This window comes from Ammoniphilus sp. CFH 90114 (genome assembly GCF_004123195.1).
In the GTDB taxonomy this organism is placed as follows: domain Bacteria; phylum Bacillota; class Bacilli; order Aneurinibacillales; family RAOX-1; genus YIM-78166.
Genome location: NZ_SDLI01000010.1, coordinates 147,831 through 173,954, shown reverse-complemented (window position 1 = coordinate 173,954; position 26,124 = coordinate 147,831). Strand labels below are relative to the sequence as shown.

Annotated in this window: 25 protein-coding genes and 1 riboswitch; of the genes, 21 read left to right on the top strand and 4 right to left on the bottom strand. The window is 42.7% G+C overall.

The genetic code is table 11. The features are described 5' to 3' along the window. The first annotated feature begins 168 nt into the window (after positions 1-168). From EIZ39_RS20405 to EIZ39_RS20330, 15 genes are all read left to right on the top strand, one after another. Positions 169-477, top strand: a complete 309-nt coding sequence (locus tag EIZ39_RS20405) for a hypothetical protein (RefSeq protein WP_129202277.1) — start codon at positions 169-171, stop codon at positions 475-477. A 479-nt stretch (positions 478-956) separates the two neighbouring features. Continuing rightward, positions 957-2,582, top strand: coding sequence for a helix-turn-helix domain-containing protein (locus EIZ39_RS20395; RefSeq protein WP_129202273.1), 1,626 nt, complete (start codon positions 957-959; stop codon positions 2,580-2,582). Between the two features lie 91 nt (positions 2,583-2,673). Further along, positions 2,674-4,125, top strand: a complete 1,452-nt coding sequence (locus EIZ39_RS20390) for an aldehyde dehydrogenase family protein (RefSeq protein ID WP_129202271.1) — start codon at positions 2,674-2,676, stop codon at positions 4,123-4,125. A gap of 19 nt (positions 4,126-4,144) precedes the next feature. Continuing rightward, positions 4,145-5,044 (top strand): NAD(P)-dependent oxidoreductase, encoded by a 900-nt coding sequence (locus EIZ39_RS20385; protein WP_129202269.1) that lies wholly within the window; start codon positions 4,145-4,147, stop codon positions 5,042-5,044. 21 nt (positions 5,045-5,065) lie between these two features. Continuing rightward, the gene (locus tag EIZ39_RS20380) at positions 5,066-5,878 is read left to right on the top strand and encodes a DUF3100 domain-containing protein (RefSeq protein ID WP_129202267.1); all 813 of its coding nucleotides are present in this window, start codon (positions 5,066-5,068) and stop codon (positions 5,876-5,878) included. A 5-nt stretch (positions 5,879-5,883) separates the two neighbouring features. Next, a complete protein-coding gene (locus EIZ39_RS20375) occupies positions 5,884-6,336 on the top strand; it encodes a hypothetical protein (RefSeq protein ID WP_129202265.1) in 453 nt (150 codons plus the stop codon). 683 nt (positions 6,337-7,019) lie between these two features. Further along, on the top strand, positions 7,020-7,280 hold the full coding sequence (locus EIZ39_RS20370) for a hypothetical protein (protein WP_129202263.1): 261 nt from the start codon (positions 7,020-7,022) through the stop codon (positions 7,278-7,280). Between the two features lie 65 nt (positions 7,281-7,345). Further along, positions 7,346-8,149 carry a LysM peptidoglycan-binding domain-containing protein gene (locus EIZ39_RS20365; RefSeq protein ID WP_129202261.1) on the top strand — a complete coding sequence of 268 codons (804 nt, stop codon included), beginning with the start codon at positions 7,346-7,348 and terminating at the stop codon, positions 8,147-8,149. A 42-nt stretch (positions 8,150-8,191) separates the two neighbouring features. Further along, positions 8,192-9,514, top strand: a complete 1,323-nt coding sequence (locus EIZ39_RS20360; RefSeq protein WP_240675888.1) for an aminotransferase class I/II-fold pyridoxal phosphate-dependent enzyme — start codon at positions 8,192-8,194, stop codon at positions 9,512-9,514. Positions 9,515-9,741: 227 nt separating this feature from the next. Beyond that, positions 9,742-10,512 (top strand): YheC/YheD family protein, encoded by a 771-nt coding sequence (locus EIZ39_RS20355; RefSeq protein WP_129202259.1) that lies wholly within the window; start codon positions 9,742-9,744, stop codon positions 10,510-10,512. Positions 10,513-10,656: 144 nt separating this feature from the next. Next, positions 10,657-10,744: riboswitch (cyclic di-GMP riboswitch) on the top strand. Positions 10,745-10,775: 31 nt separating this feature from the next. Then, positions 10,776-10,961: a hypothetical protein gene (locus EIZ39_RS20350; protein WP_129202257.1), complete on the top strand. Its 186-nt coding sequence runs from the start codon at positions 10,776-10,778 to the stop codon at positions 10,959-10,961. Between the two features lie 144 nt (positions 10,962-11,105). Continuing rightward, positions 11,106-11,402 (top strand): hypothetical protein, encoded by a 297-nt coding sequence (locus tag EIZ39_RS20345; RefSeq protein ID WP_129202256.1) that lies wholly within the window; start codon positions 11,106-11,108, stop codon positions 11,400-11,402. 494 nt (positions 11,403-11,896) lie between these two features. After that, positions 11,897-13,225: a sensor histidine kinase gene (locus tag EIZ39_RS20340; protein WP_164985202.1), complete on the top strand. Its 1,329-nt coding sequence runs from the start codon at positions 11,897-11,899 to the stop codon at positions 13,223-13,225. A 27-nt stretch (positions 13,226-13,252) separates the two neighbouring features. Next, on the top strand, positions 13,253-13,816 hold the full coding sequence (locus EIZ39_RS20335) for an accessory gene regulator ArgB-like protein (protein ID WP_129202252.1): 564 nt from the start codon (positions 13,253-13,255) through the stop codon (positions 13,814-13,816). Then, positions 13,810-13,941: a cyclic lactone autoinducer peptide gene (locus tag EIZ39_RS20330; protein ID WP_129202250.1), complete on the top strand. Its 132-nt coding sequence runs from the start codon at positions 13,810-13,812 to the stop codon at positions 13,939-13,941. The genes EIZ39_RS20335 and EIZ39_RS20330 overlap by 7 nt, the downstream gene beginning before the upstream one ends. A gap of 189 nt (positions 13,942-14,130) precedes the next feature. Here EIZ39_RS20330 and EIZ39_RS20325 read toward each other — a convergent pair whose 3' ends face one another. Continuing rightward, positions 14,131-14,319, bottom strand: a complete 189-nt coding sequence (locus tag EIZ39_RS20325) for a hypothetical protein (RefSeq protein WP_129202248.1) — start codon at positions 14,317-14,319, stop codon at positions 14,131-14,133. Positions 14,320-14,695: 376 nt separating this feature from the next. Here EIZ39_RS20325 and EIZ39_RS20320 point away from each other — a divergent pair, with 376 nt between their 5' ends. Continuing rightward, positions 14,696-18,637, top strand: a complete 3,942-nt coding sequence (locus EIZ39_RS20320) for an S-layer homology domain-containing protein (RefSeq protein ID WP_129202246.1) — start codon at positions 14,696-14,698, stop codon at positions 18,635-18,637. A gap of 249 nt (positions 18,638-18,886) precedes the next feature. Continuing rightward, positions 18,887-20,206: a short-chain fatty acid transporter gene (locus EIZ39_RS20315; protein WP_129202244.1), complete on the top strand. Its 1,320-nt coding sequence runs from the start codon at positions 18,887-18,889 to the stop codon at positions 20,204-20,206. A gap of 72 nt (positions 20,207-20,278) precedes the next feature. Here the strand turns inward: EIZ39_RS20315 and EIZ39_RS20310 are convergent, their stop codons facing one another. Continuing rightward, positions 20,279-20,995, bottom strand: a complete 717-nt coding sequence (locus EIZ39_RS20310) for a Crp/Fnr family transcriptional regulator (protein WP_129202242.1) — start codon at positions 20,993-20,995, stop codon at positions 20,279-20,281. 168 nt (positions 20,996-21,163) lie between these two features. Between EIZ39_RS20310 and EIZ39_RS20305 the strand changes: the two genes are divergently transcribed. The 4 genes from EIZ39_RS20305 (at position 21,164) to EIZ39_RS20290 (ending at position 24,488) form a co-directional block, all read left to right on the top strand. Then, positions 21,164-21,934: an MBL fold metallo-hydrolase gene (locus tag EIZ39_RS20305; RefSeq protein ID WP_129202240.1), complete on the top strand. Its 771-nt coding sequence runs from the start codon at positions 21,164-21,166 to the stop codon at positions 21,932-21,934. Positions 21,935-22,004: 70 nt separating this feature from the next. Further along, positions 22,005-23,207 (top strand): MFS transporter, encoded by a 1,203-nt coding sequence (locus EIZ39_RS20300; protein ID WP_164985201.1) that lies wholly within the window; start codon positions 22,005-22,007, stop codon positions 23,205-23,207. 142 nt (positions 23,208-23,349) lie between these two features. Further along, positions 23,350-24,093, top strand: a complete 744-nt coding sequence (locus EIZ39_RS20295) for an MBL fold metallo-hydrolase (protein WP_129202236.1) — start codon at positions 23,350-23,352, stop codon at positions 24,091-24,093. Between the two features lie 80 nt (positions 24,094-24,173). Next, positions 24,174-24,488, top strand: coding sequence for an EthD family reductase (locus tag EIZ39_RS20290; RefSeq protein ID WP_129202234.1), 315 nt, complete (start codon positions 24,174-24,176; stop codon positions 24,486-24,488). Positions 24,489-25,040: 552 nt separating this feature from the next. On the opposite strand, the gene EIZ39_RS20285 is transcribed toward EIZ39_RS20290, so the two are convergent. After that, positions 25,041-25,187 carry a LysR family transcriptional regulator gene (locus tag EIZ39_RS20285; protein ID WP_129202232.1) on the bottom strand — a complete coding sequence of 49 codons (147 nt, stop codon included), beginning with the start codon at positions 25,185-25,187 and terminating at the stop codon, positions 25,041-25,043. Between the two features lie 170 nt (positions 25,188-25,357). After that, positions 25,358-25,879, bottom strand: coding sequence for a GGDEF domain-containing protein (locus EIZ39_RS20280; protein ID WP_164985200.1), 522 nt, complete (start codon positions 25,877-25,879; stop codon positions 25,358-25,360). Positions 25,880-26,124: the final 245 nt, after the last annotated feature.

The window sequence follows — 26,124 nt, the reverse complement described above, 5'->3', positions numbered from 1 at the left end:
TCCTGAAGATATACTTCAGGATCTTTTTATGATGCTTAAGTCGGTCCCCCAAGGATGAATGAAGTCGTATCTCCTCGATTTATGTAGTTTTGTGTATCATGCATTTTGTTCTAAATGGTAGGAAAAGGTGATAAAATAAGCTTGAATAAGGATAAAGGAGGTCAGCAGATGTTTGAAGTTCGGATCACAGACCCGGGTTCGTTGAAAATTGCCCTCAAAATTGCAATTGAAGTTTCCTTTGCTGACTTGACGGAATATCAGACATCGAGTATTAATCAACTGATCGAGAGATTACCTAGTGTTGATCATTTTGTTACGATCCATCTATCAACCGATGAAAAAATAGATCTATTGATGAGCCTCCGCTATTTCTACCAGAGTTACACGTATAGGTGGATACGAGGCAATCTAAGCAATGCATTAAATGATCTGGAGTATCAGCTTGTGAATCAGACCAGCATGGAGAAGATTGGGTAAGGGTGTCCTTTTGGGGATACTCTTTTTGTTTTGCTTAATTTTGCAGGTTTGGTTAATAATTTTGCAAGTTTGGGGTTATTTTTGCAAGTTGCTCTACTAAATTTCATATCAATGGGGCTAGTCGCCCCTCGTTTTCATGACTTATTCTGCGTAATAACGTTTCCCTCTTCCAGGAATATCAAATGGTAACCCATTGGCGTGATGATTATGTTGTACACAAGATGAACAGACAATGTTACCGCAATTCGTACACCATATCACCCATTCCCACTTGCTTTCAGAGCAAGTAGGACAGACTTCTATGGTATATAAGCAAGTGTTTTTCATAAGGTCCGCTCCTGTATTGTAATTTCAAAAACTATACTATAAATGGAGTATTTTTTCAATTGCTTTAGTCTCATTTTACATCTATTCAGCTCTTCGAATTTTAATTATAATCAGGAAAAATAAGGAATTAGGTTTAGAGGAGGTTGACTCGATTGGCCATCCGAGCATTTACCAGTGATGAAAAAATACATAAACTCATGGAGATTAATAAGTTGTTGACCAAGTCTTTAGATTTAGAGGTTGTCCTGGAAACACTGGTGAAAGCGGCGGTTGATCTCATTGAGGTTTCTGACACGATCATTCTGTACCTGTATGATCCGGAGGATCAGGTTCTAAGAATGGCGGAAGGAGTAGGGATTGATAAGTCGATGATGCACCACATTGCCTTTCGTCCTGGGGAATCTCTGACTGGATACACCTTTACGGAGAAAAGGCCGATGCTCTATCCGATTCAGGAAGATATCCAAAAGAGGATGGCAACGATGGCCGAGCAAAATTATGCCCATTACTTGAAAGGCGTCTACGGGCGGCAGGTGAGAAGTGCTTTTTGTGTACCACTACTCTATCAGGAGAGATGCCTTGGCGTGCTGGCTGTAGATAACTTTGAGAATGAGGGCATCTTCACGGAAGACGATATGCGTATTATTGAAGTGGTTGCTGATCAGAGCGCCATTGCAATTGTGAATTCCAGGCTGGTGCAAGGTCTGAAGGAAAAGAATGCCCAGTTGACCAGCTCGCTGGAGACCCATCAGAAATTTACTCAGATTATTTTGGAAGGGGGCGGGATCGAACCGATTTTAACTCTGTTAGGCCGCATCTTGCAAGGCAAAGTGAGTTATATGGATGCAACGGAATTAGACGACCCTTATTTATTTCCTATTATTAGAGAAAAAGAACACTTTGGCTCCATCCGATTGCAAAGGCCAGTTGCATCCCTGTCTTCCATTGAACGAAGTGCCGTTGAACATGCGGGGACGGCTTTGACCCTCGATCGGTTGAAACAGAATGCGTTATATGAGAAGGAATTGCATCTAAGAGGGGAGTTATTTCATCAGTTAACGAAGGGTTCTTCCATTGGGCAGCTCAAGCAGATGGCTAGACAGCTGAAGTGGGACCCCAATGGGGAGCTTCAATGCATGGTTGTGGAAGGTCGGAAGGAATCTTTATGGAAGCCGGAAAATATTCGGGATAAAGAAACCTTTATCAGATCCATTGAGGCGATTAGTCGAGGAATCCATCCGAATAGTATGGTCTTTTCATTAGGCTATCAAATTGTCGTACTTGTCCCTTATGTAAAGGAAGATACCATGTATCAATTATATCAATCGGTTGATCGGAAATGGGGAAAGGCAAAGGACATCGTCTATGGCTTAGGAAGAAAAAGTTCACTTAGCCAAGTAGGGAACTCGTTTGAGGAAGCGTTGGAAGCTGCTCGGTACGCGAAAGTAAGAAATGACCACCATTTTGTTAGTTATTCGAAGCTTGGAGCGGAGCGCCTGTGGCAGAACCTGGATCCTACCTTACTAGAGCATTATATTGAAGACAAATTAGGGCCCTTGTTGACGGTCGGCGAGGAGTGCTACGAAACGCTAGCCATGTTAATGGAATGTAATAAAAACCACAAAGTCACGGCTCAGCGCCTGCATATCCATCAAAATACCCTTTATTACCGTTTGAAGAAAATAGAGCAGATCTTAGGCGTCTCGATTGACAACGAAGTAGAATGGTTGAATCTTGTTCTTGCCTACCAGATTTTCGTGTCTACCCACAAGAAATAGATTTAAATTTGGTGGGTGTACACATTTAAATATTATGTTTAGAAAATTTATAATGATCAAAAATATATTATTTAAAAGGAGGAGAAACACCATGCATACGACCTATAAGAATTACATTGGAGGACAGTGGATTCCAAGCGAATCAGGCGAAATCTATCCGAGCCTTAATCCGGCTAATGTAGAAGAAATTGTCGGTTATTTTCAAAAATCAAATGTTGAAGACGTCAAGCATGCTATCGCTACGGCTCGAGAGGCCTTTCCTCAGTGGTCCAAGACATCGGCTCCAGAGCGTGGAGAAATTCTCTTCAACCTGATTTATCATTTGGAAAATGAAAAGGAAGAATTAGCCCAAATCATTACCAAAGAAGTAGGCAAATCCTTGCGTGAAGCTCGTGGGGAAGTGAATAAGACGATTCAAGCGATGAAGCAGTTCAGTGGAGAAGCAACACGCTTAGCAGGGGAAACGGTGCCTTCGTATGATGCGGACATCTTCGCTTATACCGTTCGGGAGCCGCTTGGGGTGGTAGGGGTTATCGCACCTTATAATTTCCCTTTAGGAATTGGAATATGGAAAATTGCCCCGGCTCTCATTGCAGGGAATACCGTGGTTTTTAAACCGGCGAGCAATACTTCCCTTATCAGTGTAAAAATCGTAGAGCTGTTCGAAAAGTCGGGAGTTCCCGCCGGCGTTCTGAATATGATAACCGGTCCAGGTTCTGTTGTTGGTCGGGAATTCGGAATGAACCCGGAACTGAAGGCGGTTTCTTTCACTGGATCGACGGATGTTGGTGTAGAACTGGGTAAAGCCGTAACAGCACGCGGTGGAAGAATGCAGGCGGAGATGGGAGGGAAGAACCCAGCGATTATCTTGGAGGATGCGGATATCGATCAAGCAATAGAGAGCATTGTGGTTAGCGGATTTTTAGATAATGGCCAGCGCTGTACCGGAACCAGCCGTCTAATTGTGCTTAAGTCGATTGCTTCGGATGTCACTCGCAAGCTAGTAGCGAAAGCTCGAGCCCTCAAGATCGGAAACGGCTTGGAATCTGGAGTGGATAACGGTCCAGTCATTGATGAGAGCCAATTAAACACGTACTTGCATTATGTGAAAACAGCGATTGAAGAAGGAGCTTTGCTTGAATGCGGCGGGGAGCGTCTTGTGGATGGGGATAAAGCCAACGGTTATTTTGTCTCACCTACGGTATTTAGCAAGGTGACTCCGAATATGACTATATTTAAGGAAGAAATCTTTGGTCCGGTCATTGGCATTTTGGAAGTGGAGACCTACGAGGAAGCCATTGCACTCGCCAACGAAAATGAGTTTGGTCTATCCTCCACCATCTATACGAATGACTTGAAGAAGGCTTTCCACTTTGTCCGCAACATTCAATCTGGGGTCACGCATGTTAACCTGCCTTCTACGTATTTTGAGAACCAGTTCCCATTCGGCGGGAAGAAGGAATCGAGCATCGGCCCGCGGGAGCAAGGCAGCACGGCGCTTGATTTTTGGACAGAGATAAAGACGGTTTATATGAAGCCATAAGGGAAGGGAGGGAGCAGGATTGAAGAAAGTTGGGGTTATTGGCTGCGGGGCTATGGGCAGAGGAATGGTAAAAAACCTGATCCAACATGGCTATAAGGTTTATGTGTATGATGTGGATCCGTTGGGGGTCGAGTCGGCTGTTTCCTATGGTGCCTTGGCAGGTCATAGCGTTCCGTCCGTGGCAGAAGGGGTAGAGGTGCTGCTCACCTCACTTCCGACTCCATCTATTTTGGAAGAGACGATTCTTGGGGGATCGGGAGCTCTTCACGTGATGGGGAAGGGGAGCCTGATTCTGGATATGGGGACGACGGATGTGGAAACGACGCGTAAGCTCCATAAGGTGGCTGCTATGAATGATGTGGGCTTTTACGACTGTCCTGTCAGCGGGGGGCCTCAAGGGGCTGATCAGGGGACCCTTACCATTATGGTTGGGGGTGATAGGGAACGTTTTGACCAGGTAGATTCCGTCTTGCAAGCGATTGGTCAGGAGATTCTTTATATCGGAGAATCTGGTTCCGGCCAGGTGGTGAAGCTATGCAACAATATGGTTGTAGCCGGAATTAATTTGCTGTTAAGTGAAGCCTTCTTGACTGGGGTGAAGGCGGGGGTATCTGTCGACAGAATCGCGAATGTGATGGAAAAAGGATCGGGACAAAGCAAGGTGCTCTCCGTCTTTGGGCCTAATCTCATTCAAGGTTCGTATGACAATGTCATCTTTTTGCTGAGCCACATGGCAAAGGATGTTGACTTATATAGGCAACTGGCAAGACAAGGGGGGATCCCGAGCTTCATGAGTTCCGTCATCTCCCAGCTTTATGAATTAGCCAAGGTGCAGGGGAAAGGGGGCATGGATACGACAGCTGTAGGTCAGCTGCTTGAAGAGTTAGCCAAGCAGAAAATCGTTTCAAGGAATGAATGAAATCAGTAAGGAGGGATTTAAATGACGGAGCAACAAAAGAATCTTTGGAAAGATTGGCGTTTACATGGCATTGTTCTCATTATTGTTTTGTTTACCGAATGGATTGGCACGCATAAGTTTTCCTTGGGTCCTGGTGTCATTTTGCTACTTCCAATGCTCTATGCGATTCTGATCGGATTAGCCCTCTTCTTCACGCCGCTGATTAAGGAGAAGCAATCCGTTAATGCCGAGCCGCTGATTGTTTTGGGGGTAACCCTGCTCATCGCTAAAATTGGGGTGATCATTGGACCGTCTCTGCCTAAGGTCATTGCGGCTGGACCCGCATTGCTTTTGCAGGAATTCGGCAATCTGGGCACCATTCTATTGGCCCTCCCTGTCGCGGTCGCCTTGGGGCTCAAGCGCGAAGCTATCGGGATGACGCACTCCATTGCCCGTGAACCGAATGTGGGGTTGATCGTGGAGAAATATGGGTTTAACTCACCTGAAGGACGAGGGGTGATGGCGATCTATATTTTTGGTACGGTATTTGGAGCCGTGTTTATGGGATTGATTTCAGGGTTGCTCGCTACGATTACTCCTCTACATCCATTGTCTTTCGCCATGGCATCCGGTGTTGGAAGCGGAAGTATGATGGCAGCGGCCAGCGGCTCTCTCATTGCGGCTTTTCCAGATATGGAGAAGGATATTGTGGCTTTTGCAGGGGCAAGTAATCTCTTGTCTTTAACGACTGGCTTATACATGAGTATTTTTATAGGTCTACCTTTAACCGAGAAAATGTATCAATGGTTAACTAGAAATCGCAAGACGGATAGCAGCGAAAACTTGGAGGTGTAGGCCCAATGCTAAAAAATATTCAAGAATGGACTCTTGTGCTGATCATCTTTGGCATCACGGCGACATTAGGGAATTGGCTTGGCTATGACGTCCTGCCGTTAGAAGCATTACCCGGAATCATTGTCCTCATTCTGATCTGCCTTGCTGGACTTATCATCCAAAAGCTTCTTCCTTTTCAGGTGCCGAGCGTAGCGTATATAGGGATCATAGGAATTATCGTATCGATGCCATGGATGCCGGGTTCTGTACTAATTGATCAATGGACGACCAAGGTGAACATCCTGGCTCTTGCCACCCCGATCCTCGCTTACGCCGGGATTGCTATCGGGCGCTCTTGGGCCGATTTCAGGAAGTTAGGCTGGAAAAGCCTAGTGGTCGCCGTATGCGTATTTTTTGGTACTTTTCTTGGTTCCGCTATCATCGCTGAGATTATCTTGAGAATGCAGGGAATAATTTAGTTCTTCGGAACAGAGTTACCGGGCGCCCCTTTGGGGCGTTTTTTAGTGTGAAACCTTTCCAATAGCAGTCTCGTCTAAAGTTTAAAAGCATTACCGCATCAAATTGGAAAGGAGTTATTATGTTTGTTCGATGGAAGTCCAAAAAAGCAATTGATGATCGCCTAAGGTACGTACAGCTTAGGCTGGAAAAGCCTAGTGGTCGCCGTATGCGTATTTTTTGGTACTTTTCTTGGTTCCGCTATCATCGCTGAGATTATCTTGAGAATGCAGGGAATAATTTAGTTCTTCGGAACAGAGTTACCGGGCGCCCCTTTGGGGCGTTTTTTAGTGTGAAACCTTTCCAATAGCAGTCTCGTCTAAAGTTTAAAAGCATTACCGCATCAAATTGGAAAGGAGTTATTATGTTTGTTCGATGGAAGTCCAAAAAAGCAATTGATGATCGCCTAAGGTACGTACAGCTTAGGCTGGAAAAGCCTAGTGGTCGCCGTATGCGTATTTTTTGGTACTTTTCTTGGTTCCGCTATCATCGCTGAGATTATCTTGAGAATGCAGGGAATAATTTAGTTCTTCGGAACAGAGTTACCGGGCGCCCCTTTGGGGCGTTTTTTAGTGTGAAACCTTTCCAATAGCAGTCTCGTCTAAAGTTTAAAAGCATTACCGCATCAAATTGGAAAGGAGTTATTATGTTTGTTCGATGGAAGTCCAAAAAAGCAATTGATGATCGCCTAAGGTACGTACAGCTGGTGAGGACAACTTGGGAAACGGGCAAACCGCGTCAGAAGGTAGTAAAGCATTTAGGCAGTATTCGAGAAAGCAACATGGGGGACAAGCGTAGTCAACAAGAGTTTTGGTACAAGGTAAAGAGAAATCTTAGGGAGCTTGGCTTGGCTCAAGGTCAGAAGGAACAGTTTGAGGAGAAAATCTCAGAGACTGTTCCATACTAGAATCTCACTCCTCCTGCCTGGGTGCATATCATGATGGCAAAGACCCAAGGGAGAGTGGAAGTCACATGCCTATAGTGAAAGAAACCCATGTCTACTACACGGTTCAGCCTGGGGATACGTTATACTCCATTGCGGCGAGGTTGGGGAGTACGGTAGCAAGCATCCAAAGCGTGAACGTCCTGTATCCGCCCTTTACTGACCCGTATCTTATTTATCCTGGCTGGAAACTACTTGTTCCCGTTCCGGGGGAGCAACCTGTACGGACGATTTATATAACCGCTCCTGGAGATACGCTTTATCGGATTGCCCAGCGTTTCTCCGCCCATCCAGATCTGCTGTTGGGGATGAATCCGCAAATTCAGAATCCCAATCTGATCTTCGCTGGTCAGTCTCTATGGGTTCCGGGGTTTGTTTATCAAGTCGAATCAGGGGATACGTTGGCCAATATCGCAGGTAAATTTGGAATCCCTTTAAATCAATTATTGTATGCCAATGAAGGCCGCCCTGGATTCTCTCTTGATTTGCTTTATGCCGGTTACAGTCTAATCCTTCCTCTTCCGTCTTCACGAAATATTGTGGTAATACGTCCACTTCCGGAGGAAATTCTTCGCAGTGGGGAATCGATTGAGGGCTTGGCTCGTGTGTTTGAAGCGAACGTGCTCATGCAAGTGGAGGATGACAGCGGCGTCATCGTATCAAATGAAAGGTTCACGACAGCTTCAGCTGGGGCGCCGGCTTATGGGTACTTTAGCAGGAGCATTCCCTTCGACCGAACACCTAGTGTTGAATCCGGTAAGCTCTGGGTATACGCTCGCAGTGCCAATGACGGCAGCATCATCGATCTGGTGCAGGTGAAAGTGAGATTTTAAGTAAGGAAGGAAATAAGGTCTGCAGGGAGCAGACCTTTTATTGTGTTTGCTTGGATCAACAGTCTGGCAGTTGTGATCAACGGTTATTTGCAGTTTTGGTTCATATATTTGCAACCTTGGAAGGGATATTTGCAATCCATCGGCAATTGGTTGATTCCGGATCCTTCCAATTGGCTGGGGACAAATGGACACTTTCCTTCTACAATAGAACTAGAATCAAACTTAAGTGAGGAAGGTGGATGTGATATGAAGCTAAATGATTTTAAGTTAGAGGTTTACTTCAACAAGTATGAGTTTTCCGCACCTTATTTGCTAACCCAATCCGATTGTGAGTCGATGTCAATTCAAGAATTGCTGCATTTTGAGCCCGGTGTGGAAGAAAAGTTCTTGAACAGTTGGTTAGGGTACACCGAAGTTCAAGGGAATCCGGAGCTGCGTGCGGAAATTTCCAAGCTGTATACGAACGTGAAGGAAGATGGCATTTTAGTGCATGCGGGGGCACAAGAAGCGATTTTCAATTATATGAATGTGGTCCTGAATCCCGGAGATCATGTCGTTTGTCAATTTCCTGTCTACCAGTCTCTCTATGAGGTTGCGCCATCTATCGGATGTGAAGTGTCGACATGGGAGCTAAAGCAAGGGGAAAACGGCTGGGTCCTGGATATGGAGGAACTCAAACGTCTCATTCGGCCGAATACCAAGCTCATTGCTATCAATACGCCGAACAATCCAACCGGCTATGTCCTTAGCCTAGATGAAATGAAGGCCATTGTGGAAATTGCGAGGGAGAAGAATATCCATGTCTTCTGTGATGAGGTCTATAAGGGCCTTGAATATGATGGCAACCGTTTACCCTGGTTCTCTGACCTTTATGAAAATGCGGTATCGCTTGGTGTAATGTCCAAGGCCTACGGGCTCTCAGGCTTGCGGATTGGCTGGATTGCCACTCAAAATAAGGAAATTTACGACAAAATGACGCGGTTTAAGCATTACACTTCGATCTGCAGCAGTGCTCCGAGCGAATTTTTAACGATCGTGGCCCTGCGGCATGGGGACAAGATCCTCCAGCGGAATCTGGAGATTATAAAGGATAATCTAGCAGTAGCCGACCGTTTTTTTCAAAAGTACGATTCTTTATTTACCAATAACAAGCCGAGCGCGGGACCGATTGCTTTTCATAGAATCCATATTGATCAACCTACGGAAGGTTTTTGTGAGGATTTGATAGCGAAGAAAGGGGTCCTGCTATTGCCAGCAAACATCTACGACTATCCTGCAAGCTATATTCGAATGGGGTACGGCAGGAGGAACTTCCCCGAGTGCTTGGCTAAGTTTGAAGAATATCTCGTAGAGAATTTTGCCTAATGAAAACATTGGTGTTGAGTCGAAAGGCCGCATTGCCGACGGGACTAGCTCTGATCACGCTGTACGATGGAAAAAGAGAAGTTTACTCGTTATATTTGCAATTTTGGGAGTTATATTTGCAACCCGTCAGGATTTTCACCTTGTTATTTATGCCTACCGCCCACTCACCTTTGACCCGTTTTGAATAGGATGTGGGAAAGGCATGAACAAGGAGAGGATCAGGTCTAATGCCAACCAGAAGAGAAGTCTACATCCTCGATAAATGGGAAAAACAACGTGTCTTGTTAGAGGAACCTAAGATAAGTCATCATAGTCCGCAAACTTGTCTCTTCGATTGGAAGAAGCTTAAACAGTATTTAAACCAATATCAAGTTGTCTACATCAAGCCCGTCGTTGGAAGCGGAGGCCGCGGGATTATACGAATCAGCACGATAGGAGAAGAGCAATATCGGCTACAGGCGGGTACGCGCCAGAAGCATCTTCGGAGCTGGAAGCAGTTGAAAAGGAAACTAAAGGAGCGACTTAAGGATAAAGGGTCTTATATGATCCAACAGGGAGTTGATCTGCTCACCGTAGAAGGCCACCCAGTGGATTTCCGGATTCTACTTCTTAAGCCTAGAAGTAAGTGGAAGTACATGGGGGTAATGGGGAAACAAGCGGCGCCAGATAAAATGGTCACGAACCATGTACAGGGAGGCAAGGCCTTAACTCTAAGAAAGAGCCTTAAGAAAAGCAGCATGGACCAGAGATTGAATCACAAGCAGATGAAAAAGGGCATGAGGCGTTTGGCTCGAAATGTTTCGCAAGCCGTAAGCAGGCGATATCCGCATGTACGGGAACTCGGCCTTGATGTGGCCTTAGATAAGGAAGGGAAGCTCTGGGTGATCGAGGCGAATACGAAGCCAGCATTTAGGTTATTCCGTAAGCATCATGACAGAACTCTATATCCAAGAATCTCCCGGGAGATGCGATCGATACGAAGTCGGTATCGTTTTTGAATGAGCAGGCGTATTGCCTGCCTTTTCTTATTTTTGATCTAATTGACCTACTTTTAATAGGAAAAAATAGATCAAATTTACCACTAAGGAAAATGGTACCATATACGTATTGTTTAAGTTGCTAGTTTATCTTAAAATCAAAATATAGAGACAAGGCAAAACCATTGAAAAATGGTGACGCAAAACTACAGGGACTAAATTGATCCTATCAATATGTCAGCCAGTTGCCTCCTATTTCTTTAACAAATAGGGAGGAATATGAAATGTCTATAGACTTGGCCAATCAACCATTAAATTTTTTGCAGGCATTACAAACTTCAGACCCCGAGAAAATATTCTCTGCATTAATTAGTGTGATCCAATTGGATGAATACATAGAGGAACATACCAAGACTCAACGGGTTGAACAATTACGTAAAGCCTACGAAATGGCAAAAAATATTGCCTAAATACGTTTCTTCAAGATGGATCATGCTGCTGCATGTCCTTTTTTTTGAAGAAATTTGGGGTCATAATTATTTAAAACTTTTGACATAGAATGATTACATTTTTGCGGTATTTTAAATGAAAAGGCTCTCTAGCAGGAGGAAACCATGATTATAACCGGCCGCTCCAAAAAATTTGAGGAGGGAATACAAGGATTCAGGGAAAATCTTCATCTGGTCGCCAAACTATTGGGGGATAAAGCAGATTTAAATGAAACTTCAGTGATTACCATCCTTCTGCAAAAAGTTTATGAAGAACGGAAGCTCTTTCAAAGTGGGAAGGAACCAAGACAGTGTGAGATCAAAGTGAAGCCGAATGAAATTGGTTTTTACTCCGGCGGTGTCAACTTTGGATGGATTATCACGGTTGAAGGGGAGTATGAATTTTATTTAATGAGAAGTTAGGGTGTTCAAAACGAAAGGCCTGGTCCGTATCCATTTTGGGATATGGTTCAGGTCTTTTTACATACGTGGACACATCAGCTTTAGGGAGATGTGTAAAAGGGGGCGGGAGCAGAGCAAGCTATTAGAATTAAACATGGTATGGATTGGAAGCTGCTAATCTAGTCCAGCAGAATTGTTAGCTTCTTTTCGGCGCAAGGCTATTATTGTAGGGAGTATGGTATTCAACTTTTTGAAGCTCAAAGATGGAACTAGGTCCGTTCAATTAACATACTTTGGACGACATTGTTGAGCCATAGCGTGAGCTTACCAGATCATGTTGTTGATGCAAGCAAGGCCGTGGCTGTACCGGTTCAGGATGAAAGTTAATTACAGTTCCTGTGTCTAGTAAAAAAAAAGGGATTTTTGTCGACTTGTCGAATAATAAATTTTGGAAGAGGCAACTAAGAGAGGGTAAATTCCCTAATTTATTCCCTCACGGAATGGAGGACATACATTTGACGTTAACAACCTTAGTTGTGTATTCAATACCTGAGGCATTCGCCCTAGCTTGCTTGGGGCTGTTTACGACGAGAACGAAGTTGACTGAACGCCTCAAGTCAATTTTTATCTTTGCCGTTCTCTGGGCGCTGCAATGCTATTTTTGGTGGCATATTGACGAATTGGATGCTGTATTTCGCATGCTTATCCAACTCCCGATTCTCATTATTTTAGCGAAATTGGTTTTCAAAGAATTATCCTGGCTCATGTCTATCCTTTACTTTTTACTAGCGTACTTCATTATCGTACTCTCTGAGATTATAGGTTTGCACATATTGGGTATGTTGAACATTCCACTTGACGTCTTTTTTTCTACCGAATTCAATAAAGCGTTGTTTGGGCTGAAGAACTTCCTTATTATAGGGATCTGTTTCGTATTGAATCGAATGAATGTGCGGATGTTTACATCGATAGAATTGCTAGGTTTGCCTAACCAAGTGAAGCATCACATTATCTTCTTAACCATCGTGATTGCTCAATTGCTTCTTTTGTCCTTTCTCAATGTTTCCTTGGCACGATGGAATTTTATAGACGGTCAAGCCTTGATTACGATGATTTCAATATCTTCTGCTGTTCTTTTATTTTTATCTTTTTATTACGTTCATGTGGTCAGGAAGTCGATTAATCAAGAGTGGGAGAACCAGGCTTCTCAATTGCTTCAATCCAATATTACTCATCTATTTCTGGAACTTCGAACACAACGGCACGACTTCCAGAATCACCTTCAAACCATCCATGGCCTTCTATACCTCGATAAGTATAAAGAGGCGAAGAACTATATTAAAGAAATGGGCAGCGAGCTTCAAGCAGTGAATTCTTATATGTGCCGAAACCCGATCCTGACCAGTATTTTGTTTTCGAAAGGAAATCAATTCCGAGAGCAAGGAGTGGAATTGAAGGCTGTCCTCGAGAGTCATTTAGAAGAGACCTCTGTCTCTTCCGTTCACCTCATTCATATCATTGGCAATCTATTGGATAATGCCAAGGATGCCGTGTTATCGGTTGACGGTAGAAGTTCGCGTACCGTTGAGTTGGTAACGAAGAAGATGGGGAATGAAGTGCTTATCCAGGTGAAGAACCAGTATCCTGCGATTTCAAGCTCATTATTGGATAAAGTATTCGAAAAAGGATTCTCTACAAAAGGGACAGATGGTCTTGGTTTAACGATCGTGAAACAATATGTTGAACAAAACCAAGGCCGCATTCTAGTCCATAGCGACAACGAGAGAGGAACGGTATTTTCCGTGTATCTCCCGGTCGTGCAAGAAAGAGAGATGATCGTTTAACCTTATTTAGAAGGGAAGTCTGCCAGGATGATAGAAAAGTGGTCTTATCGTATTGCTGCTCACATTCATCAAAGGGTTCCGGAATCTTCTATACAAGTTTTGCAATTTTCTATCCTAGCTCTGACGAATATGCTGATTACTTTTGCCATTCTAGGAGCGGTTGGTATCGCGTTACAACACCTTCCGCTCTTATGGTTTTCCATAGCCTTTATCATTCTTCGCTTTCTCACAGGGGGGAGGCATCTCCATTCACATTGGGCCTGTACGGCTTTCACCTGTCTATTTTTTACTGTCCTGTCGTATATTGAGATTCCGGTCGCCTTCTGGTGGGTCGTGATCCTTATATCCTGTACCTGGATTCTTCGATATTCCCCCGTATTAGAGGACCATCAACCAAGAAAAACGGAATCGGTTTACAGAAAACTGAAGGTTATGGCCGTTTTATTCGTATGGCTCTGCATTCCACTAGCGTATTATATCCATCCATCCTTTCTTACAGGGGTCATGTTTCAATCCTTTCTTCTTACTCCGATAGGCGTTTTCATAATCAATCGCTTAAATCAACGACTGAAGGGAGGTGATGCATGGTGATTAGTTTTATTTATACTTATCTTGCTAGTTTCCTAGTGACGTTTGCTGAATTCGTTGTTTCCCCATTAAGTACAGCAACCATCTACTATCCCGAAGTTCCTGAAGAATTAAAGAAATCATCGTAAAGATGAAAAGAGGCTGTCGCAAAACTACTTTAGAAGTAGTTAGCGGCACCTCTTTTTTTAAGTAATTTTTTCAATTCACCGGTATTTCTTGCAACCTCAGAGTTCCGGCTAAGAATATATTCTTCCTTTGGTGCTTCCTTATAAGGGAGGTTTATAGAGGAGAGGAGCCGACTGGCAGTAAAGGAAGAATCAATTTGGCATCCTGGAAGTTGAAGACTTTGAATGATAGTCTAATTCCTTCTCACCGTGATAACCAGACGGATATTTTCTGAGGTCATCCTCCTCCCTCTGACGCTTGGGGTGATGGGGGAGGAGTAAGCGGAGAAGAGCTTCCAACTTTTTGATACGGATGGGTTCTTCTCTTTCCCTCTTTATCATAGAACAGACCTCCTATTTGGGGGATGATTAGGATTTCAATAAAGTGGGGAGAAATCCTTTTAAATAAGAGGGTGATCCATCCATAATCTTGCAAGTTCCACTCACAATCTTGCATCTACCACAAATATTAATAGGAGTTTGTCTGTGGTTATAGTATTGGAACGAATGTTTGTGATATATAACACAAAAAAATTGCAAACTGTTACATAGAAGTTAATACCATATACCTATATTCTATAAATTAGAGTTAAAGTTGGCAGCTTGATTGTGACAGAGAGTCTTTCATTCTCTATTACAATAGATTTTTCCATGTAGGAGGGGGAGAAGATTTACTAGAAAGGAAACTAGTTAATAAAAAAAAGAAAAGGAGCAACCCATGATTAGGTCATTAAAAAAGATTGTGTCACTTCTTCTTATTTTCTGTCTTATGTTAACCAACCAGCTTGTACCCGCTTCTGCGCAAACTGCAGAAGGATTTGTTGACACTCAACTGCACTGGGCTAAATCATCCATTCAGAAGTGGAATGAATTTGGTGTGGTGAGCGGTCATGGTGGGAAGTTTAGACCTAACGATCCAGTTACGCGGGCTGAATTCTCTGTTATGATCAACAATATTATGAAGTACGTGGAGAGAGGAACAAACTCCTTTACTGATCTAGATTCTTCTCAGTGGTATGCGGACGCCATGCTCAAGCTTAACCAAGCAGGAATCATGACGGGAGCACAAGGAAAGTTGCTTCCAAACCAATCGATTACCCGCCAGGAAGCTGCTGTTTTGTTGGCGAAGGCATTTAAGGTAGGGAAAGGAACGGCGGTCAGCGCTTTTCAAGATGAAGCAGAGATCGCGAATTGGGCAAAGAGTCCTGTTCACGCTCTTGCCGCCAAGAAGATCTTAACTGGCTTGCAAGATGGAAGCTTTAAACCGCGTTCTCCTTTAACTAGAGCAGAAGCGGTCACCCTCTTCAACAATGTTAGCCAGGAGCTCATCTCTAAGGCGGGTACATTTTCTAGGGATGTAACAGGAAATGTTGTAGTGAACACCAGAGATGCAGTTCTGAGGGATATGTCCATTTCTGGGGATCTCTACATCGCACAAGGGGTGGGAACGGGTGAAGTTACACTAGATAACGTAAAGATTGATGGGGATGTCTTTGTTTTTGGTGGAGGACAAAATTCCATTATCTTTAATAGTGTTACGGTTAGTGGAGCGCTTGTCGTCAACCACTATAATGGGAAGGTTCGCGTTCTTGCAACGGGGAACACCTCGGTATCCGTCACCCGATTGGAAACAGGAGCGTTATTGGTCACCAAGGAGCTTACCGGTGGAGGATTTGAAGTCGTCGAGATTCCGGCTAATGTCGTAGCGGGTCAGGAAATCATTCTTGATGGTAAATTTAATAAGGTCGTGAATCAATCTGCTGATCTTCAACTCACAGTAAATGGGGAAATTAATCAACTCGTTGCTGAAGGCAACACCAGCATTAAAGGCAATGCTAAAGTAAACCAAGTGACTGGGGCTAACAGCTCGAATGTCAAAGTTAATGATCAGGCTTTTCAGCCCTCTACTCCAGCCCCATCGGGAAGTAGCGGAAGTAGCGGCGGAAGTGGCGGTGGCGATGGTGGAGGCGAAACGACGGTCTCTGTAACGGGCGTCTCAATCTCGGAGAAGAGCATATCCCTGCAAGTGGGGGCAACAAAGCAACTTACAGCTGCAATTCAGCCGAATAATGCCACGAATAAGAACGTAACGTGGAAGGTGACAGATGGCAGCACGAATGTGGTCACGATAGATCAAAACGGCCTTGTCACTGCTGTTGCAGAAGGGACCAAAACAATTGAGGTTGTCACTGTAGACGGCAAGAAGTCCGACCAGGCTGTGGTGACGGTCACGAAGGCGGTGAGGCCTGCTCTGACAGTGTCTCTTTCCAAATTCGAAGGGGAAAAGATAGACCAATCCGTTGCTATTCCTGAGTCCATTATCTCAAACAGCAGCAAGGTAAACATTCAAGCCCTTCAGCCATCCTTGCTAAAGAAGAATCATAGCGATACGAAGATCATTGCGAGTGAGCCTTTGCAAGGATCTAAAGTTAATATTATTGTTACCTTAAAGGGGCAGGACGGTTTGCCGTTAGCAGATGCAACAGGCTTATCAGCAACCGTTACTGGTGCAACCTATGATACGGTGACAGAAGCCACTTATTCCTTTGTGCCGGATTTGGGCAAATATTTATCAGCTGATTATAAGTCAGGCAGCTTCGTCTATAGCCTAGACTTGATCGATCCAGAGAGCATCCAGCAGATGAATGTAACCTTGTCACATCCTCAGTATGCAGATACAAGCTTCTCTATCCAATATGTTCCAGCAGGAGTGGCCTATATCACAGGGATAGCAGAGATCAGCAGGGATTCTGCAGATGCTCTAAGCCTAAGAGCAGGGACAGTTATTTACGAAGGAACAGCAATGAACGACGTGCTGAACTATAGATGGTTAAGAGCTCCGAGCGAAAGTGGACCTTATACTTTCATTGAAGGCGCAACCAGCTCTGCTTACGAATTAACTTCACAGGATACAGGAAAATACATTCGAGTAATAGCAATCGCCGATCAAATTCATGTAGCAGGCTCAGTTGTAAGTGCGCCATTCGGACCTGCACAAGGACCTGTTGATGCCAATGATGTGTTCGCAGCCATTGAAGCGTCATTCTTAGGCAGCAATAAGGATAAAAACAATATTATTTCGAATCTAAATTTGATGACAAACTTGGCAGCTTTCCCGAACGTGACTATCTCCTGGACATCTAACAAACCGGAGTCTGTTACGCAAGAGGGGGTTGTCACTAGAAGCCAAGGGAATGACCAATTTGCTGATCTGACAGCTACGCTTTCTGGAGGGATAACAGGGACGAAGACCTATTCGCTCATTATTAGAGCGCAGGGTACAGATCATGTGGATATTGAAGGGTTTGTTGATCCTTACTTTTTAGAGGGATATCCAAAGGCTTATGTAAAAGATGGAAACATATGGGTTCAATTTAAGCTGCAGGAAGCAGCAGAAGTCTTCATGGTCGTCAACTCGATGAATGGTCGTAGAGAGTCGAGTGTGAAGTCCGTTATGCAAGGACATGCAGGAAAAGATGATGGTGTAGTCTGGGTAGACGAATGGCCTTACTTTAAGGTAGACGATGCCTCGCAGTTATACGAATTCGATACCCAAGTTCATTTAAGGAACTATAATCCTAGCAGAGTCGAGTTTGTTATCCGGGATACGAGCAAGGATTATCTGTCACCGAATGTAACCACTGTTGTATTTGATCAAGAAACGGCAGAGGCTCTTGACACCCATCCGCCCTATATTCAAGGGGCGTTCATAAACAAAGCTTTAGACACCATTTATATGTACTATGATGAGAATCTTGATGTAGATAGTGTGCCTAGTACAACTGACTTCCGGTTGAATGTGGGAACGATCGAGAATGTGGCTTTATTCAACTACGAGGGATCGGGTCATTCTGATTCTTATGTCAAGCTCGGAGTCAGCGGTATAGCGGATGGACAGCAGAATAATTTAAGTCTTTCCTACACGGGAACGGCTATCCGGGACACTTCGGATGCCAGAAATCCATCGGGGAGCTTGTCCTCACAAGGTGTGAATCTGAGCCAAACTACGATTAAGAGTGCCACCATCAGTTCGGATCGGAAGTCCATGATCGTTCAATTAGATGGCTGGAACCCTAGGGATAACCAGGTGAAGACATCGGAACTAATCACGGTGCAGGTGGATGGACAAGGAGAGTACACTCCTGAGTCCGTTAAATACAGCTATAGTACAAGATCGATGGGATTCACCTTGCTATTTGATTCCGCATTGCCTGCTGGAAAAGTAACAGCTAAAGCGAAAACGACGGGTATTAGGAACTGGGCAATGGATCCTTACCCGGATGAACTGGTGTCAGGTGAAGCAGTTGCCATCCCAGCTCCCGGTACGCCTGTGGCCGCTTACTCGCAAAGCACAGGACAACTTACGTTAACCTTCGCACAAGGGTTTAAGTTTTACTCTTCCAACAGTGCGGCAGGTCTCGTATTGAAGGTAGACGGTGTCAGTTACGCTCTTAGAGGGTTCATTACTCAGTCGCATAACAATATTCTAACCATTAATTTGAATGAGACCTACACTAGGCACGTTAAACAGGCGGCAGATGCAGGTTCTTCACTTGAGATCATGTATGAAAAGGTTAATGGAGATGATCGCCACCAGCTGTCGGATACAGCCGGTGCCTTGCTTCCAGATTTCGATTATCTAACTGTAACGAAGCAATGATAAGAAAGAGCCCGATTCACTCCCTGTCAGCGGAGTGGGTCAGGTTCTTTTTTTGCGTTTAGTTTGTTTTAAAAGAGAAATTGGCACAATATTTGCTTTAAAAGAAGTGGGGACAAATATAAATAAAAGAAGGACCTGGAAATAGAAAGATTGAGTCCCCTAGTTGATATCAGAGAGGAGGGAAGGTGCAAAAAATTCTTTAAACTGTGCCAAAAAATGGGCAAATAAGTCAGTGAGGAGGAGAAAATAATGTTATCAAGAGCCGCTGATGTTTTATCGAACGGTGTACGAAGATATTTGCCGGATGCCTTTGTCATTGCGGTAGCTATGACATTGTTTGTCATGGTCATAGGGTTGATCATGAACATCAATCAGCCTATGATGATTTTTAAGTCATGGGGAGATGGATTCTGGAAGTACTTAGCTTTTACGATGCAAATGGTTTTGGTCTTGATGACTGGGATGGTGCTTGCAGCAGTTCCTTTTATTAAGAGAGGATTAGAAGCGCTTGCCTCTTGGCCGAAGACTCCAAGACAGGCGTATGTGATGACGTTCCTGGTTTCTGCTTTAGCCTACTATATCAACTGGGGATTAGCGGTTGTAGTAGGGGCCATCTTTGCGAAAGAAGTGGGGAAGAGGAACAAGAATGTTCATTTTCCTTTGTTAGTGGCTGCGGCGTATGCACCAACGACGCTTTATACAGCAGGGTTCTCGAGCTCAATCGGTTTGACGATTGCCACTCCGGATCATTTCTTGGCAAAGGAAATTGGGGTTATTCCAACGTCGGAAACGATTTTTAGTACCGGTACGATTCTTATTTTCCTAGTTCTATTAGTGACGATGCCTATATTTATTGCTCTTATGTCTCCTAATCGGGATATTAAATCCTATCGTCCACTAGGGGAGTTCACCAACAATGAAACCGCGGCAACAGCAGAAGTCGCTTCAACACCCGCAGAAAAGTTCGAGAACAGTCCGATCCTAGGAATTTTAATGGGTGGCGTAGGCCTTATTTATATTATTTACGAGTTTGCGAATGGTAAGGATTTAGATCTTAATATTATCAATATCACTTTCTTGAGTGCAGGCCTGTTCTTCCACCGTTCCTTAGCTAACTTTGCGAAGGCATTTAAAGAATCAGCGTCCGCGATATCGCCGATTATTTTGCAGTTTCCGTTTTATGCGGGAATCATTGCGATCCTCGGAAGCTCCGGAATGGGGAAAGCCATCATCGATACCATGTCGTCTATTGCAAGCGCAGAATCTTTCTCTGTCTTTACCTATTGGACGGCGGGACTAGTGAACATTCTCGCTCCATCGGGTGGTGGACAGTGGGCGCTACAAGGACCTTTGCAAATTCCAGCAGGAATGCAGTTAGGGGTTAACCCTGCTTCCATCGCCATGGCCGTCGGATGGGGAGACGCATGGACCAATTTGATTCAGCCGTTTTGGGCTTTGCCGATTCTCAGTGTGGTCGGTTTAACAATTCGGGATATTATGGGGTATTGTGCTTTATTGAGTGTTTGGGTAGGGGTTGTGACGAGTATATTGATTTATTTCTTATATTAAATAGAGAGAAGGCCTGGTCGATTGGCGATCAGGCCTTTTATATTTGCAACTCTATTACATATATTTGCAGGTTCAAAACGTTGGGTGCCATAGTCGAAACTCTGGCAGGTTCTCCCGGTTGCCCGCCACATGTTGAATTGCGGGAAGAGAGCGAATTATAATTTGTTTATTTCTTAGATCAATCCAACCCTTGGCTTGGAACTCCTGCAAAGTTCGGGCGGCAGATTCTCTGCTTACACCAATCATATTGGCAAAGTGTTGCTGAGTAATTCTCCAACAAATTAGATGTTCCTTTTCATATTCCATTCCAAAGTTTGCTTGTAGATCAAGTAGTAGATTAGCGACCCGTATACGGCTATCACCAAAGGCTAAATATTCAATCTTACGATTGGCTTGTTTAAGCCTATCGCAAATAACAGAGTAGAGATTTAGGAGTATTGTCGGATATTCCCGTATGAGCTCTTGTAGATCTTGTTTTTTTATCATCCATAGAACGGAAGACTCTATTGCAGCTACGCTTGCTACTCGGTGGATGTCCCCATGGATGACTTCAACTTCTCCAAAGAACTCTCCTGAGAACTGATGACCAAGAATAATTTCTTTGCAATCATCCTCACGGTAGATTTTCATGCATCCAGATTTAACAACATACATCTCATTGGCTAGATCATCTTCATAGAAAACAACTTGGTTCTTAGGATATCTTCTTTCTGAGAACTTCGAGCAAACAAATTCCTCATCTTTGATTTCAATGTTTCTGAAAAGTAGAGTAGAAAGAATAGTCTCCATGTTCCCCTCGCTCACTAGTTTTTTATTTTTATTTTAGGTCTAAAGTCCTGATAATGGAAGTGTCTTGTAAAAAATATTTTAATAAAAAACCTTAGTAAGTTGCAAAAAACAAGTTAGTAGTATATATTAATCTACAGCTGTTAATATTAATTTTAGAGGAGTGGGCACATGTTATTGCAAAAACTGTCTTGGGCAGGAGTTTTAATTCAATCAGAAGATACCGTGATATTAATTGATCCGTTAGGAAGAACTCCAGAAGGGCAAGAGAAACCCTTAGCGGGGAGAGTAGGTGAGCCGTTGGAGCCGTTACTTACTTTTGACCAACTACCAAAACCCACTGCTATTTTAATTTCTCACATCCATCCGGATCATTTTGACCCCATTTCCATTACTCAGTCATTTGGGACTGATTTACCTGTTCTTGTGCCCATAGAGTCTGTGGAGATGGTTAAGCAAACGGGATTAACAAATGTTATTGGCGTAACTGTGGGTTATACAGAAACCTACAACACCGTTACGGTGAAAGCTGCTCAATCTGTTGATGGATATGGAACCCCACAGGTATCGTGGATTGTAGAAGGTAAGGGGGGGAAAGTTATTCATTTTAGTGATACCTTGTTCCATGGATATTGGTGGAGAATTGCCCGTGAACATGGACCGTTTGAAGCAGCTTGTTTACCCGTAAATGGTCCTGTATTAGAAGTGTATGGGTTACCACAACAAAGTGTATTACCAGCATGTATGACTCCAGAAGAAGCAGTAGAAGCTGCTAAAATTTTAGGCGCAAAAAGATTAGTCCCTATTCATTTTGGAACGTTTCATAATCCACCTTATTACATTGAAACTCCAAACTTAATTGAGAGACTCGAGAGACGTGCAGCGGAAAGGGATGTCCCGTTAACGATCTTACAAGCGGGTGAATCCGTTCAATTTTCTTGATTTTCATCACTTCCGTGGGTAACGCGGAAGTGATGCTCTTATTTTCTATTTAATGAATGGATGTGATAAAATGACTGCTTTTGATGAAAAGCGAAATAAGAATCTAATTATTATCGCACTGGCATTATGTTCGTTTTGGGTAGGATTAGATTTATTAATTGTCTCCCCTTTAATCCCGATTATGTCTTCTTCACTAGACTTTTCCATCGATAAAGGTGGGCTGCTTATTACGTTCTATGCTCTGTTCTATGGAATTACTGCCCCTATTTTTGGTCCGTTTTCAGATCGATGGGGAAGAAAGAAAATGATCACATTAGGATTAGTCATTTTTTCCGTTGGTACTTTTCTTACTGCATTAGGAGATTCATTATGGATAACACTTGTGTTCAGAGCGCTATCTGGATTAGGAGCAGCACTAATTATGCCCAATGTCTATGCTCTTGTAGGAGATTACTTTGATTATTCACAGAGAGGCAAGATTATGGGGTTAATAACTGGGGCAATGGGAGGAGCTAGCGTACTGGGTATACCAGTGGGTTCATTTTTAGCAAATGGTTCAAGTTGGCAGATGCCTTTTATTATTATCTCCGTATTTTCTACTGTTACCTTGCTTCTTATATTAAGGGTACTCCCTAGACCTCAAGTAAAAGGGTCCAATGTTCGGCCATCGTTTACAAAAAATATACAAATGGCTTTTTCAAATCGTTCCATACTCTTTGCGTTGTTTTGTACGTTCCTATTCTGGGCCGGTTTCCAAGGGATGTTTGCAAACATGGGTAACTTCTATTATAAAAACTATCTTTTAGAAACCAATCTTCTTGGTTTAATTTTCTCCCTAACGGGTTTAGGTAATATTATTGGTAACGTTGTAGGAGGGAGAATATCTGACAAGATTGGGAAGAAGAGATCGATTCTTATATGCTGTGGACTCTCCTCTGTATGTGTTGTATTCATCCCTATGATTCATAGCTACTTCTGGTTTGTTATAACTACTCATTTTCTGTGGTCTATGTCTACTGGTTTTGGTCAGGCTTCTCTAACTTCTTTTATGTCGGAGCTAAATCCTCAGATTCGCGGAACCGTACTATCGCTAAACAGTTCAGCTACATACCTAGGAATGACCTTTACCACATTGATTTCTACCTTCGTACTCGAGAGTCAAGGATTTCTATTATTAGGTATCATTTGTTCTCTTTGTTTTCTAGTGATTGTACCCATTATCTCAAATTTGGTTTCAGAGAAAATGCCTTCAGTGGAAACAAAAGCAGGATAGGAGGATATAACGGAAAGATAAATTAATAATGGAGACATCTTTAACTGGTAAAAATTTGTTTGACAGGTTAAATTTATAAGTTTATATTTAACTGTATAAAGTTAATTTAAACGGTTATATACTTTGGGAGAGGGTTGGTAAGATGCATATTCAAAAGCTTCAGTGGGCAGGTATTATTGTAAAGAGTGGGGATTATTCAATCGTTATTGATCCTCTTTATCATGTAAACACAGGATTCTTTGGGGAACCGCTTGAGAAGTTCTATCCACTAAATGAATTTGAACGACCTAATGCGGTTTTTGTTACACACGCACACTCTGATCACTTTGATTACAGGGCAATTGGAGAATTCTATGGCGAATCCATTCCTGTTTATCTTCCAATTGAAGCTTTAGAAAATGCTAAGAAGACAAATTTGACCAATGTAATGGGTGTGAACGTAAAGGATACAATTGAAATTGGTGACTTGAAAGTTACAGCTACTTATTCAGTAGATGGTTTAGGGGACCCTCAGGTTGCGTGGGTTGTTAGTACAGCGGACAAGAAAATTATTCACTGTGGGGATACGCTTTGGCATGGGTATTGGTGGAATATTTCAAATGAATACGGGCCGTTTGATGTAGCGTTTTTACCGATTAATGCTCCGGTGATCAACGATTCAGATCTCATTCCTAGTCATCAGCCTATTTGTATGAATGCTGAACAAGCTGTCTCTGCAGCAGTGGTATTGAGAGCTACTACCCTGATACCAATCCATTTTGGAGCTTTTCATTTCCCTCCTAATTACATTTCATCAGAAGATTCACTACCAAGATTATTGGATGCTGCAAGTAAAAACAATGTAAAAACTAAGTTATTAAATACAAAAGAATGGTATCAAGTATAATTCCTTTGAACTTAGCCTTCATAACAGAGGAAGTTAAATGATGTATCGATTTATATTATCCCATATTTAGGAGAGTAGCTATGATTAGGATAACAGTAACCTTACCTGAACCAAAAGACCGAGAAGGATTTGATAATCATTACTTTGGAACACATCTTCCACTTATAAAGGCTCTCCCATTTGTTGAAGAGGTTACCGTAAATAAAGTGTTTGAAAGTAACAATCTTGAATTTACTCCTTACTTAATAGCACAGTTTAGTTTTAAAAGTAAGAGTATGATGGAAGAATCGCTAGCTTCTAGTCATGGAGGCCAATTATATAGTGATGTAGAAAATTTAATGAACTTTTTATCTGGACCTCCTCGTATTGTTTTCTCTGAGACCCTAGGAAACTAATGATATGTTTGGCAACAGGTTTATTTTTCACCATCGCTACACGCTTTGTTCAAATTAGATATTTTGGACATATGATAATCCCTTGTTTCTCGGGTTGGAATTTGCTCTACACGTTTGCTATACCTTGGATAGCGTACAAACATACTCACTAGTCGGGTCAGGTGGAAAAGATTGTATCATAAAAAGAAGTTGTAAGGAGGAATATTAAATCATAATTAATAGCTACTTCAATGTAATTAACAAGTTGAAAGTAGCCTTTTTATATTTAGGACCTTAAATCAGTGCAGGATAAGGAGCCATTTCCCATATTGAGAGTTATAATAACAAGGTCAACAACATTAATTCATACCCCATACACGGAATGATACATAGGGGTAGTGACCGTACCGGATTGCAATCTCACGTTGAAATAAGGTCATACGCTCAATGGTGCGATTATTCTTCAATGAACCAGCGTCAATAATTCGAAATGGAGTTGGTTTAAGCATGTTTATTACTATTTGCTTTGCGTCTTCATTTTCACTTGTTACGTAGACATCACTTGGTGATCCATTATGACAGGGCAATATTAAGTGAATCTTCAAGCTTTTTAATCTGTTGGCTCACGGCTGGTTGGGTTAGATTTAATTTCTCGCTTGCTTTAGATATACTCTTGTTCTCGACAACTTCAATAAAGCATCTAATCCAATCAATGTTCATATTGTATCACCTACTTTGTTACCATTTAGTGAAGAAGAATAACTAGTTATTATAAGCAAATAAAGAATATAACAAAATAGAACATAAAAATTTCTAGGCAATTTGAATCAGTTTGCACCGTCGGAGATCAAAAAGATGAGATGACTAAAAGATTAGGTCATCTCATCTCTTTATTGAACAATGATTTGCATTTCCGTACGATCAAGGGTTTGTTTTTGATTATAAAGCTCTTTATCAGTATCTTGGATCATATGCTGAAGGGATCTTAGTTGGCCCTTTGAGACAGATACTCCAATAGAGACACTAATCTCCAACTTCATGACATGAGAAAGCTTGGCTATCTCATGATGAAGACGATTCTGGAAGGAGTTGATCGCGGATTCTGTTGGCATTGTAGTTAGAATGAGAAACTCATCTCCACCCCAACGGGCGACAATATCTTGAGTTCTTGTATTTTCCATCAGAACCTTTGACACGTGATAGAGAACCTTGTCGCCGATCTTGTGCCCATAGTTGTCATTAATTGCTTTAAAATTATTGCAATCTAGGATAAATAAACAGAAATGGCTGCCCTCCTTATTCACTTTCTTTACTAACTTAGGGAAGACCCTTAGCACGAATCTTCTATTATAGGCTTGTGTCAACGGATCCTTAAAAGAGAAGTAGATGGCTTGATCATAGTGAAAGCCCAAGAACCAACCTATTAATGTGAACAAGCAAGCAGTAGAATCAAGAGGATGGGATATTCAGTAATGGATAGGTCTGAGAATACGTAAATGCATAAGGAGTAAATGAGTACGAATGAGGAACCAATCATTCTGCCTTTTGCCTGCATGGAGTCACCGCCATCTTTAATAACATACTAATAGTGTAAATGAAAAAAGGATTTTTTTCCATAATTTGTCTAAAATAAAAAGAGTCTACATCACATGAAAGG

Bases quoted from the DNA above. Each gene is read 5' to 3' on its own strand.
- EIZ39_RS20405 (WP_129202277.1), top strand. From the start codon at position 169: ATGTTTGAAGTTCGGATCACAGACCCGGGTTCGTTGAAAATTGCCCTC.
- EIZ39_RS20390 (WP_129202271.1), top strand. From the start codon at position 2,674: ATGCATACGACCTATAAGAATTACATTGGAGGACAGTGGATTCCAAGC.
- EIZ39_RS20380 (WP_129202267.1), top strand. From the start codon at position 5,066: ATGACGGAGCAACAAAAGAATCTTTGGAAAGATTGGCGTTTACATGGC.
- EIZ39_RS20375 (WP_129202265.1), top strand. From the start codon at position 5,884: ATGCTAAAAAATATTCAAGAATGGACTCTTGTGCTGATCATCTTTGGC.
- EIZ39_RS20370 (WP_129202263.1), top strand. From the start codon at position 7,020: ATGTTTGTTCGATGGAAGTCCAAAAAAGCAATTGATGATCGCCTAAGG.
- EIZ39_RS20365 (WP_129202261.1), top strand. From the start codon at position 7,346: ATGCCTATAGTGAAAGAAACCCATGTCTACTACACGGTTCAGCCTGGG.
- EIZ39_RS20355 (WP_129202259.1), top strand. From the start codon at position 9,742: ATGCCAACCAGAAGAGAAGTCTACATCCTCGATAAATGGGAAAAACAA.
- EIZ39_RS20350 (WP_129202257.1), top strand. From the start codon at position 10,776: ATGTCTATAGACTTGGCCAATCAACCATTAAATTTTTTGCAGGCATTA.
- EIZ39_RS20345 (WP_129202256.1), top strand. From the start codon at position 11,106: ATGATTATAACCGGCCGCTCCAAAAAATTTGAGGAGGGAATACAAGGA.
- EIZ39_RS20335 (WP_129202252.1), top strand. From the start codon at position 13,253: ATGATAGAAAAGTGGTCTTATCGTATTGCTGCTCACATTCATCAAAGG.
- EIZ39_RS20330 (WP_129202250.1), top strand. From the start codon at position 13,810: ATGGTGATTAGTTTTATTTATACTTATCTTGCTAGTTTCCTAGTGACG.
- EIZ39_RS20325 (WP_129202248.1), bottom strand. From the start codon at position 14,319: ATGATAAAGAGGGAAAGAGAAGAACCCATCCGTATCAAAAAGTTGGAA.
- EIZ39_RS20320 (WP_129202246.1), top strand. From the start codon at position 14,696: ATGATTAGGTCATTAAAAAAGATTGTGTCACTTCTTCTTATTTTCTGT.
- EIZ39_RS20315 (WP_129202244.1), top strand. From the start codon at position 18,887: ATGTTATCAAGAGCCGCTGATGTTTTATCGAACGGTGTACGAAGATAT.
- EIZ39_RS20310 (WP_129202242.1), bottom strand. From the start codon at position 20,995: ATGGAGACTATTCTTTCTACTCTACTTTTCAGAAACATTGAAATCAAA.
- EIZ39_RS20305 (WP_129202240.1), top strand. From the start codon at position 21,164: ATGTTATTGCAAAAACTGTCTTGGGCAGGAGTTTTAATTCAATCAGAA.
- EIZ39_RS20300 (WP_164985201.1), top strand. From the start codon at position 22,005: ATGACTGCTTTTGATGAAAAGCGAAATAAGAATCTAATTATTATCGCA.
- EIZ39_RS20295 (WP_129202236.1), top strand. From the start codon at position 23,350: ATGCATATTCAAAAGCTTCAGTGGGCAGGTATTATTGTAAAGAGTGGG.
- EIZ39_RS20290 (WP_129202234.1), top strand. From the start codon at position 24,174: ATGATTAGGATAACAGTAACCTTACCTGAACCAAAAGACCGAGAAGGA.
- EIZ39_RS20285 (WP_129202232.1), bottom strand. From the start codon at position 25,187: ATGAACATTGATTGGATTAGATGCTTTATTGAAGTTGTCGAGAACAAG.